The following is an 11,565-nucleotide window of genomic DNA, read 5'->3' as shown; positions in this document are numbered from 1 at the left end:
TAAATACCGCAATATCTATTGCTAAAAAAAAGTACCTCGTACGGGATTCGAACCCGTGATCTCCGCCTTGAAAGGGCGATGTCCTAGGCCGCTAGACGAACGAGGCTGGTTTTGTTTTCGCTTTTGCGTCAACGAAGTGGATTATATCTTACTGTGGAGACTTTGTCAAGCGTGCATTTCTATCTTTTTTTATTATGAGTCATCCCGGGTTTTGATACCGCTGGCTAACCCTTCGGTTAGCCAGCGGTATCAAAACCCGGGATGACTCATAATATTTAATACGCTTTCTCAGGCTTCGGTATAATCGCCAAGGATAGTGGTGATCTCCAGGTGGTTGCCGCAGGGATCGATGGTGAAGAAGCGAGGGCGATGGAGGATCGGCTCGGCTTCAATGATTTGATAGCCCGCCTCTTTGAGGGCGTTGCGATATGCCTCTACATCGCTAACCTCCAGACAAAAATGACGGGCCTCTTCCGATCTTTGTAAATAGCTATCTGGCACAAAATGGAGCTCTATCTCACCTACGCCTGCGGCAAACCAGACGACACCTCTGGCCGCCAGGCTAGCTGGCGCCTGCTTCTCCTGAAATCCAAGCAGGCCGCTATAGAAAGCTCGAATCTGATCTTGCGAGCCGCTCTTGATCGATAGGGAGACATGTTGTAGGCGGGGAAGCTTGATCCCATCGCGCTCATGACTGGACGGCATGTTTTTCCTCCTGGACTGTTACTTTATTTTTGTGGACACTCTACCGGCATTTATGGGATATGCCCAGTATACCATACATAGAATTATCTTGATTTCTTATCATGGAATATAGAGGGGGAGGAAACAGGGGCAAGCGGCCATATCCTGATGGGGGATGGCTGATCCTTTATATGATGGAATAGATAACGAATAGTAGATTGTCATCTAGCCATAATCATTTCCCCTGCACTATAACGGATTGAGAGTTTTTTCTTAATCTAAACCACTCGTTGAAGAGGTAGAGACGCATGGCAAAACCCAGGCATCCAGCATCAGCGGCGCAGCGGCGTGAGCAGGAACGGCTCCGGCGTGTGCAGCAGAATACCAATACACGTTCGCGGAATGGTGGCAGGCGCAGGAAGCGTAGATCATCACGTAATACCTGGCTCTTGCTGGGAGGAATCATCGTGGCCCTGGTTCTTATAATTGGAGGGTTTATCTATTTCGGGGAGCAACAAAAGGCTACCGTCACCAGGACCGCAACCCCTGGTGTTTTTCAGCAGTTGACCACGGTAAAGCCGGAACTGCTCTCCATGGTTGGGAGCGGTGGACTAGATAAGACCGTCAGTTCGATCCTGAAGCCGGTAAAAAGTGCTCCCCTCCTCAAGGGACCATCTGGTAAGCCAGAACTGTTTTATATGGGTGGTGATTTTTGCCCGTTCTGTGCGGCGCAACGCTGGCCGATGATTATCGCCCTGAGTAAGTTTGGGACATTTGAGACGCCGCTGACGGCCATTGTTTCTAGCGAATCGAATGTCCCCACGTACTCCTTCCATCCGACCGCTTATAAAAGCAATTATCTTGATTTTGTACCGGTTGAAGTCAACGACAATCAGCAGTCGCCAAAGCCGCTGGACAAGCTGACTCCTGAACAAGAAGCGCTGGTAAAAAAGTACGACGCTCCCCCCTATACCAGCGAGGAGAGCGCTGGAAGTTTCCCTTTTGTGAGCGTGGGCAATCGATATCTCTCTGTTGGCGCGTATTTTTCTCCTGATACGCTGGTGGGGCATACTTATGATGACATCATCAGGCAGATACAGGATCCCACCACTGATATGTCGCGTAACATACTTGGTTCGGCGAACTATCTCATCGCGCAGATCTGCAAAACGACTGATAACCAGCCAGGCAATGTATGCACAGCCGATCCGATCCCCACCATTCAGGGTAAGTTGCCCAGGGCTGCTCTTCCATCTGGTGGCAATGCCCCCCTGCCGAGTACAGGGGCACGTGAGCGCCCCCGCACGGGCGTCCGCGTGCGCGGCCGCACCAGTTTTTGAGTTGATGCGACAGGAGCGCGTTAGCGCCCTGCCGCATCAACTCGACTATGGCCATGGAGCGCCGCAGGAGCGAAAGCGCACACATGCCCCCATACCAGTTTTTGAATTGATGTGACAGAGGCGCTACTACGTCCCTGTCGCATCAACTCAACGAGGATCGTGGAGCGCCGCAGGAGCGAAAGCGCACGCATGTCCCCATACCAGTTTTGTGTTGGTGCATCGGGTGCGCATCTGCGCACCCGATGCACCAACATATAAAACTAATGCGGCCGCGTAGCGGACGCCCGTGCGGGGGCGCTCACGTGCCCCAATACGATGAGAACAAGGCACCCTCTATAAAAAAGGCAGTTGTCAGTGACAACGATATGCAATATCGCCAGTTGCACCTTGAATAGCTACGCTGGTACAATAAAAGACAATTAGTTTGGCTCAACTGGAAGCCTGTCAGCTATGAGAAAAAGCAACCATTGGAGAATATTGCGATCAACACTGCTGCCACTATATATCTTCTATAAGCTCAGTCCACTGGAGACGCGCATGTTTCCTGGATTGTTGTGTCCACCAGATGGGTTTCTGGTTTTTTTGTATTTACCAATCTATCCAGTACAGGCACCTGATAGCGGGCACGTCCAGCGTCGATAGAAAAGATACTGATATGGGACAACAAGACACGCAACCGAGATGGCGAACAGGGTTGTCTGGCTGGTTACGTCTATGGTGGTTTTGCCTTGGTGTTGAGTGGCGTTATGTCTCCTGGCGGATGCGCCTCTGGCTGTATCCAGAGCAACGAGAAAGTATACAAACGCCGATGAAACAGACTTTGCTGATTGTCCGACATGGGCAGACCACCTGGAATGTAGAGCATCGTTTACCCGGTCAGCTACCTGGCGTCTCGCTCAATGAAGTGGGACGCCAGCAGGCCGCGCGCCTGGCGGAAGCGCTGCGGGTGCTGCCGTTAAGTTCCATTATTAGCAGCCCTTTAGAGCGTGCCTATCATACCGCTGAGTATCTGGCCCAGGGCCGCGACCTGGAGATCATACGTGAGCCAGACCTGATGGATACCAACGTGGGTCCCTGGGCTGGCCAGGTAATTGATGAACTGGCAAAAAACGATCCCGCCTGGAAAGCCTATGTTAAAGATCCGACGGTCGCCCCCGAAGGGATCGAGACGTTTCCGCAGGTGCAGCAGCGCGTGGTGGCAGCGGTAGAGCGCTGGCTGGCCAGAGAGAATATCGGAGCATATCCAGTCTTTGTCGCCCACGCCGATGTGGTCAAACTCCTGCTGGCTCACTACGCGGGCCTCAATCCAGCGCAGGCCGGCGTACTCACGATAGACAACGCCTCCGTGAGCATGGTCGAGATTCCCAGAGACAAGCCAGAGGAATCCCATCCGCATGTTGTCGCGATTGGATGGAATCCCCAGCCCGGTTGGCTCAAAGCGCCCGAGCCCGAGAAGCCAGCGCCGACCGATACCCAGGAGGCCGGTGAGCAAAAGACGTAGATAAATTTCTTATCTCTCTATCTGTCGATCTTGCGTAGCGCGTTTGTTTCAAGCACTATCCGCTTGTGTCTGGAAGGAAATTGAGCATGTTTGATCCCCGTGATCCCTATGAGCGTTACTATTGGCATTACGAGTCACGCCGACCGTTGTCAGTCGCTCAAATCGTTGCGTTACAAAGTGTCGATGCGGAGACCGCAGCCCTGGTCTGGCTCTTGCTGGAGAATGGGGTATCGCTGACCGTCGCGGGCCCAACTGATCCGCAGCCTGGCGTTGGTAAGACCACGACACTCAATGCTCTACTCCAATTTTTGCCAGAGGGAACGGCGCTGGCGTATATGTCAGGCATGTATGAAAATTTTTCTTTTACGCGCCTGCCCGATATCGATCCTGCCACTACCTATGCGCTTTGTAATGAAGTCAGCGATCACCTGCCAATTTATATGTGGGGCCGCATCGCGCGTCGCTATTTACAGTTGCCTGCCCAGGGATACCACGTGGCGACCAGTGTCCACGCAGACACGATTGATGACGTAATGTATATGTATCAACACGATCTGCGGCTGCGTCCGGAAGACGTGAGGCGCCTGGGATTGATTATTAATATCGGCCTGGTCGGGCGGGCGTATCCGGCGCGCCGGCGCTGGTTTAGCACCCATTTTGTCCAGCCCTATGCTGATCCTGACCGTCCCGACGCCATTGTTCCGGTTCCGTTGTCACTCTGGAACTCTTTTGACGACACGTTTGAGCATGCCGATGCCCTTCTGCTGGCAGACCTGGCGGGCTGGATCGGTATGAAGCCTCAGGATTTTCAATCAGCCCTGCAGCGTCGGATCGCCTGCATGCAAGAGATTTCTCAGCAGGGAGGTGTCGATATGGAAGATATGTTTGAAGCAATTAGTGATCTGCATGAAAAAGAAGCTTAAATAGGTTTTTCATTTCGGCGCTGGAATATAGCTTCTAGTAGATTGTGTTTATACAGGTATGAAACGTAAGGAGGGAGCACCTATGTCCTTAATTCAGCTTTATGCTAGCGAAGGACGCTGGCCACGTATCTGCAACCTTTAGTTGCAGCCCACAATAGAAATAGAGGAGTCCTACGACATGTCGTATGCTGTTGCCATGCTCAGCATTCACACGTCGCCGCTGGATAATCCAGGGCGTACGAAGGATGCTGGAGGCATGAACGTCTATATGCGCGAATTAACATTGGAACTGGCCGCCCTGAACGTTCAGGTTGATATATTTACGCGTCGCACCCGGGAAGATACCCCGACCGTCGTACAACTGCATCCAAATGTGCGCATCATTCATATCAAAGCGGGCCCTGTTGCCCCATTGCATAAGAACGATCTCTACCAGTACACCCCTACCTTTGCCCGTCACATTGAAGAATTCCGTCGTCGTGAACATCGCCGCTACGACATTATCCACAGCCATTACTGGCTGTCGGGAGTGGCCGCAATGCGCCTGGCCTGCCATTGGGGTGTGCCACACATCACCATGTTTCACACCCTGGGCCGCTTAAAGCAGCTGGCCAATCCCTCTGAGGCAGAGCCGCCGCTGCGCCTGGAGATGGAGCAGCGACTGATTCATCAGGCCGATCGTATTATCGCCGCCACAGCAGATGAGCGCTCTCATATGATGCGCTACTGCGGCGCTACCACGCACCAGGTAGATGTTATCCCATGCGGTGTGGATCTCAAGCTGTTCGAGCCCTACGATAAACAGTGGGCGCGCCGGAGGCTGGGACTGCCGCTGGAGCGGCCAGTCCTTCTGTTCGTTGGCCGGCTGGATCCCTTTAAGGGACCCGATCAGCTGTTGCGGGCGGGTGCCCTGATGCAGAAAGATGCCCAGCTGGTTATTGTCGGTGGCAAGCCGGGGGGTGACAGCGAACTGCAAGCATTACAGGACCTGGCGTGCAGCCTGCAGCTCGAAGATCGCGTCAGCTTTATGGGAGCGCGCACGCGGGAAGAGATGCCTCTGTTCTATAGTGCGGCCGACGTTACCGTGGTGCCGTCGTATCATGAAACCTTTGGCCTGGCCGCCGTAGAATCGCTGGCCTGCGCCACTCCTGTGGTCGCCACGCGTGCTGGAGGCCTGATGACCGTGGTGCGGCACGGCGAAACCGGCTTCCTCGTTCCGCGCTGTCCCGGCTTCTTCGCCGAACGGCTGGATCTACTGCTGCGTGATGAGCGCTTGCGCGTGCGTATGAGCGCAGCCGGGCGCTCTTCAGTGCAGCAGTTTGCCTGGTCAAGCGTAGCGCGCCAGATCTACGCCACTTATGAAGAGCTGATCAGCGTTGGCCAATGTCTGGTTGCCCTGTAAGCAAAAGGATGGGTTCTGCTCGCATGTTTCTCTCCGGCACCCACGTGCCTGGATCGCTGTTTTGTGCTGGTACCGCAGGTGCCAATCTGAGCCCCTGTGGTACCAGCACAAAGAGAGTAAAGCATTCTCTAACAAATGTAAAGATATTGTATATACATATGTATAATAACTGTTAGCGATACGTGCTCGCCCCTGTCAAAGAAGCGACTACGGCTATGATAGTATATATATAAATCCTTCTGCCTTTATCCATTCATAATATGAACTGAGCTGATAATTAGCCTCGATGAGATAGGAAGAATCGCGTTAACACACTTTACATTTTCAATACAATGTCGGACGAACGCAGATTAACCTATCCAAGGGTGGACTTTCACCTATCTCTATGGTATAATCAAGTGCAAGAGTAAGAGACAATCACCATTTAGACGTTCAGCCTGTACCCCACAATGTTCTAACAGTGTGGCTAGGCTTACAGGTTTTTGTACCTGATTGCAGTAGTCAGGTGAGGGTGGAATGCTTATGTGTACAGTCTCAATGCAAGCAAACGTTAGTCTACTAAGGTTGACTGCGACTGCCCCGGAGACTGAACTACAGGATGACAACAACATCACCCCATAAGTTCGCACTAGGAATATGAGAATTCCTGGTGCTTTTTTATTACTGGAACCTTTGCATGGAGCGCAGCGGTTCTGCGTACTCATCGATCAACATTCAGGTTTATGTTTGCTATCCAGGAGGATTGCCACTGTTACGTACGTATCCTTATTTTTATCAAGGAAGGAGGACAACGAGGTTTCTTTCGCCTAATCGATGAGATAAAAACGTATGTAATGCTCCCCCCGGAGCTATAAATACAGTGCAAGTGGCTACGGAGTGGTTGCTAATTTTAAAGGAGCGTGCAACTATGAACTCAAGTATGATCAACAAGATTGCCAAAGCCAAACGCTATGCAGAAGAGCCAGAGCGCATCCAGTTCACGAGTTTTGAGGCGAAATTCCAGGGTGAAAATGATGTCCACACTACCAGATATGATGATGGTGAGTGGCAGTGCACCTGCCGCTTTTTCCATGACTGGGGTGATTGCTGCCATACCATGGCTATGCAGCGCGTACTTGGCGTGACCATTCCAGAGGCGCATCGTCACGGGGTGCTTTCTGGTTTAGGGACGGGCCCGCTCTCACACTGATCTCTTACTGGCGCAAAGATATCGATCTGTGAAGCCAGGTTTTTCACAACAAAGATGAGGCACTGTATTTTATCTCTCAGTGCCTCACCTTTTTTTTGCCAATCAAGAAGCTGGTTTATAGGCTATTGCGGGTATAGCTAGTTGTCTGTAGCCAGCCAGACAACATAGCAGTCTAAATAAGAACAAAATAGAGGATGACGATTGCGGCTACCATGATCGTCGCCAGGATCGCGATCGTGATTAAATCACGGCGCACATAGGCGAAGTGTTCAGTGGTCACCATCGCGTTGCCCGCGCGCTGCTGCTGTGCTTTCTGCGCGGCCAGGCGACGGGCGGCCAGGCGAGCCGATGCGCTGGTTGGAGCAACCACGGGGGTAGGGGTCTCCGTTGCCTGATCGGCCTCTGGCTCCAGGACAGAAGCCGGAGTGGCCGCAGCGGGCGTGGGCGTTTTCTTCACTTTTTTCGCCGTGGGCTCAACTTTATCTGGCGTCGAGGTCTCGTTTGTGGCTCCCTCTGGACGAACCAGTTCAAAAGCCTTTTGTCGTTGATATTGCGCTCCACCGCGCGCAGCTGCTGATTTCTTTGGCATAGTGGCTTTTACTCCCTTGCTCGATTGCCTGGTTCAAGAAGTCGAACACTTCGAGCCTGTATGGTTCTTGATTTAGGTAACGCTTGGCTCATTTTCAGACGCGTTCTCGTGCCATTCAAGGCCTCTAGCACCTGCAACCTCTCGCGTTTACTCGCACATTGTAGCTTATTATACACGAAAGCTCGTGAACCGTCGAGGGTCTGTTCCCAATGGGGTGGTATTGGACTATGCAGCAGGCCATTTGGGGGCGCGACATTGCCCACCCGAGGTCATTTGACAAGGACCCCTGGCTGTGCTACTCTTAATGTTGGCAAGAAAGGGCAAAACACATTCATTACCCAAATTGTACTGCAAAGGTTCAGAAGGCTAGCCCCCGAGAGGCTAGTCCTTTTTTCTACATACACTCATTATTACCATACACACTAGTAACAAATAAGTAGGAACTTTTACCATGGCACGAATAGTCGTCGCAATGAGCGGCGGCGTAGATAGCTCGGTCGCCGCTGCGCTCCTCAAAGAACAAGGCCACGAGGTGATCGGCATTATGCTGCGTCTCTGGTCAGAACCGGGTGTTATTGAAGCTGAGGATGACGGCATTGAGCGCGTTGCACAGAACAAATGCTGCTCATTGGAGTCCGTTGACGATGCTCGTCGCGTGGCGCGTATGCTTGATATCCCATTCTACCTGGTGAATGTCGAACAAGAATTTAAAGAAAAAATCGTTGACAACTTCTATGAAGACTATGTAGCGGGGCGCACGCCCAACCCATGTCTGAACTGCAATCGTCATATTCGCTTTACTGTATTGCTCAATCGTGCGCTGGCCCTCAATGCTGACTACCTGGCCACGGGACATTATGTGCGCGTCGACGATCATCCCATCACCGGCAAGCGCCGTCTGCGACGCGCGGTTGATCCCGAGAAGGACCAGTCATACGTTTTGCACGTGCTCAATCAGCAGCAGCTGTCGCATGCATGCTTCCCTTTAGGTGGATATACCAAGCCAGAAGTACGCGCCATGGCGGCCGAGCGCGGCATGACCGTAGCCGCCAAAGCTGAAAGCCAGGAAATTTGTTTTGTGGCCCAGAATGACTATCGTGGCTTTATCGATCGCTATGCCGCCACGCGTCAGGAGGAAGCTGAACTGGTGGGTGTTGGGGCTTCCACGGCTACCGGCCGGGGCGCTGGCCTGATCTCGATACCGAAGCCCGGGCCCATCATTGATCAGCAGGGCAATACCCTGGGTCGACATCGCGGCCTGGCCTACTATACCATTGGACAGCGCAAAGGACTGGGCATCACGTCCCGCGATCCGCTGCACGTCTTAAAAATTGATGCTAGCAACAACGCGCTCGTGGTTGGACCAGCCAGTGCCCTGGAGCAGAGCGAGTTTGTTGTTGGTAAAATGCATTATCTCAGCGGCGAAACACCGACCGGGCCATTCGAAGCACGGGTGCGTGTGCGCTATAAGGCTCCTGAGCAGCCGGCACTCGTTACTCCCCTTGATGGAGGAGAGCGGGTGCGTGTCACTTTGTTACATCCACAGCGGGCTATCACACCAGGGCAAGCCGCCGTCTTTTATGGTGGCGAGGATGGTGATGAGGTGTTGTGTGGAGGGATTATCGCAGAATGACGGATCTGGCACATATTAGAAATTTTTGTATCATCGCCCATATCGACCATGGAAAGTCAACCCTGGCTGATCGCCTGTTAGAGTTTACCGGCACGGTCTCCAAGCGTGAACTGTTAGAGCAGACGCTCGACCAGATGGAGCTGGAGCGCGAGAAGGGCATCACCATCAAGTCGCAGGCTGTGCGTATGCGCTACACCGCACTCAATGGTGAGGAATATGAATTAAATCTGATCGATACCCCGGGACACGTTGACTTTACCTATGAGGTCTCGCGTAGCCTCGCGGCCTGTGAGGGGGCCCTGCTGGTTATCGACTCTACACAGGGGGTCGAGGCCCAGACGCTGGCGAACCTCTACCTGGCCCTGGAAGCTGATCTGTCGATTATCCCCGTCATCAATAAAATCGATCTTCCCAGTGCTGAGCCCGAACGGGTAATGCAAGAGGTCGAGGACGTTATTGGTCTGCCACGGGAGGAATGCATCCTGGCATCCGCCAAGGAAGGTATCGGCACCCAGGATATTCTGGAGGCCATCATTAAAATGGTGCCACCGCCTAAAGGCGCCCTGGATGCTCCTCTGCGTGCCCTGGTTTTTGACTCGCACTATGATGCCTATAAAGGGGTTATCGCGTATGTGCGTGTCGTGGATGGTGACCTCTACGAGGGGGAGCGCCTGAATATGGTGGCAGCCGGCAGTTCAGCCGAGATCCTGGAGGTTGGCTGTTTCCAGCCGCGGCTGGTATCGACGAAAACGTTGACCACCGGCGAGGTAGGGTATATCGCGACCGGCTTTAAAAATGTCAAAGACTGCCAGGTGGGGGATACGGTGACTGTGCCGTCCGCCCTGGGAAGCATTGCGCCCCTGCCGGGTTATCAGCCCGCCAAGCCAATGGTCTTCGCCGGCCTGTATCCGGTAGATAGCAACGACTATCCCGAACTGCGCGAGGCTTTGGATCGTCTGAAGCTCAATGATGCCGCCCTCTATTATGAGCCGGAAACATCGAACGCGCTGGGCTTTGGCTTTCGCTGCGGCTTCCTGGGGCTGCTGCACATGGAGATTATCCAGGAGCGGCTGGAGCGTGAGTACAACCTGGATATGCTGGCGACGGCTCCCAGTGTGGAATACCACGTCACCAGAGTCGGCGGAGAAGTGGTTGAGGTCCATAATCCATCTGAGATGCCCAACTTCGGCGAGATTGAGCAGATCGAAGAGCCCTTCATGGACATCTCCATCTTTACACCATCGCGCTATATCGGTACCATCATGGAGCTCGTCACCTCCAAACGAGGTATCTACAAAGACCTGAAGTATATCGAGGCCGAGCGCGTGTTGATGACCTATGATATTCCACTGGCGGAATTAATCATCGACTTCTATGACCAGTTAAAATCGCGCACGCAGGGTTATGCCTCGCTCGACTACAACTTTGGCTCCTACCGAGCTTCAGACCTGGTCAAAATGGATATCCTGGTCAACAGCGTCCCGGTGGACGCGCTCTCATTGATCTTACACCGTGAAAGTGCCTACTATCAGGGACGCGCCCTGGTAGAAAAGCTGCGCGGCCTTATTCCGCGCCAGCTGTTCGAGGTACCCATCCAGGCCGCGATCGGATCTCGGGTCATCGCCCGCGAATCCGTGAAAGCCATGCGTAAAGACGTGCTGGCCAAATGTTACGGCGGCGACATCTCTCGCAAGCGCAAGCTGCTCGAAAAACAAAAAGAGGGCAAGAAGCGCATGAAGATGGTTGGCAGTGTAGAGATTCCCCAGGAAGCCTTCATGGCTGTCCTCTCCCTCGGCAAAGAATAAGAAAAATAGAATTGAGAACCTGGGAAGCGGCCACCGGCACGCTCAGCGTGCCGGTGGCCGCTTCCCAGGTTCTCAATTCTATAAATAAAAAAGAGAGCTAGATAATCACGGTTATCTAGCTCATCGTGTCTCTTTTTTGTTCTTCACAACTCCCGTGTTTTAAATCAACTGACTAATCCGAACGGAGTATCGCTAGAAAGTTAGTAGCGATATGCCTCCAGATACCTTTACCGTTACCCGACGACGTATAGAGCGCGTCATGGCGTGATTAGGTCAGCAAGACCTATCGAGACGGGAAGGTAAACGCCTGAAGGTGCCGGAAAAGCCCGCATTTACGGGCGCTCCTAGTCAATTTGAAATACAACTCCAAACACGCGAATTGGTTTTTTCGTGGTTCTTATAAGATCGATGGACGTCATAAGATCTCCTTTCGGGTTACTTATGTAAGGACCAAGCCTTATGCCAAGGTCTTTTTATTCCCTGGTGTATTCCTTAATCA

9 protein-coding genes and 1 tRNA gene are annotated in these 11,565 nt (G+C 52.8%); 7 read left to right on the top strand and 3 right to left on the bottom strand.

What is annotated here, in order from left to right:
• Positions 1–32: 32 nt before the first annotated feature.
• Positions 33–106: transfer RNA gene (locus AABA21_RS19075), tRNA-Glu, on the bottom strand.
• Positions 107–288: 182 nt separating this feature from the next.
• Positions 289–705 (bottom strand): VOC family protein, encoded by a 417-nt coding sequence (locus AABA21_RS19070; RefSeq protein ID WP_338252974.1) that lies wholly within the window; start codon positions 703–705, stop codon positions 289–291.
• A gap of 287 nt (positions 706–992) precedes the next feature.
• On the opposite strand from AABA21_RS19070, the gene AABA21_RS19065 reads away from it, so the two are divergent.
• The 5 genes from AABA21_RS19065 to AABA21_RS19045 all read left to right on the top strand — a co-directional run bounded on the left by AABA21_RS19065 (position 993) and on the right by AABA21_RS19045 (position 7,039).
• Entirely contained in the window at positions 993–2,024 is a 1,032-nt protein-coding gene (locus AABA21_RS19065; protein WP_338252972.1) for a DUF929 family protein, read from the top strand.
• Between the two features lie 655 nt (positions 2,025–2,679).
• Positions 2,680–3,525 (top strand): histidine phosphatase family protein, encoded by an 846-nt coding sequence (locus AABA21_RS19060; protein WP_338252970.1) that lies wholly within the window; start codon positions 2,680–2,682, stop codon positions 3,523–3,525.
• A gap of 86 nt (positions 3,526–3,611) precedes the next feature.
• A complete protein-coding gene (locus AABA21_RS19055; RefSeq protein WP_338252968.1) occupies positions 3,612–4,448 on the top strand; it encodes a hypothetical protein in 837 nt (278 codons plus the stop codon).
• 178 nt (positions 4,449–4,626) lie between these two features.
• Positions 4,627–5,850, top strand: coding sequence for a glycosyltransferase (locus AABA21_RS19050; protein WP_338252966.1), 1,224 nt, complete (start codon positions 4,627–4,629; stop codon positions 5,848–5,850).
• Positions 5,851–6,757: 907 nt separating this feature from the next.
• The gene (locus tag AABA21_RS19045) at positions 6,758–7,039 is read left to right on the top strand and encodes a hypothetical protein (RefSeq protein WP_126595032.1); all 282 of its coding nucleotides are present in this window, start codon (positions 6,758–6,760) and stop codon (positions 7,037–7,039) included.
• Between the two features lie 172 nt (positions 7,040–7,211).
• On the opposite strand, the gene AABA21_RS19040 is transcribed toward AABA21_RS19045, so the two are convergent.
• Entirely contained in the window at positions 7,212–7,628 is a 417-nt protein-coding gene (locus AABA21_RS19040; RefSeq protein WP_338252964.1) for a hypothetical protein, read from the bottom strand.
• A gap of 451 nt (positions 7,629–8,079) precedes the next feature.
• On the opposite strand from AABA21_RS19040, the gene mnmA reads away from it, so the two are divergent.
• Positions 8,080–9,261 carry a tRNA 2-thiouridine(34) synthase MnmA gene (gene mnmA, locus AABA21_RS19035; RefSeq protein ID WP_338252962.1) on the top strand — a complete coding sequence of 394 codons (1,182 nt, stop codon included), beginning with the start codon at positions 8,080–8,082 and terminating at the stop codon, positions 9,259–9,261.
• The gene (gene lepA, locus AABA21_RS19030) at positions 9,258–11,066 is read left to right on the top strand and encodes a translation elongation factor 4 (protein ID WP_338252960.1); all 1,809 of its coding nucleotides are present in this window, start codon (positions 9,258–9,260) and stop codon (positions 11,064–11,066) included. The genes mnmA and lepA overlap by 4 nt, the downstream gene beginning before the upstream one ends.
• Positions 11,067–11,565 lie beyond the last annotated feature (499 nt).

This window comes from Dictyobacter halimunensis, assembly GCF_036245075.1.
The sequence above is the reverse complement of the archived record's forward strand: the minus strand, read 5'-3'. Positions and strand labels throughout refer to the sequence as shown.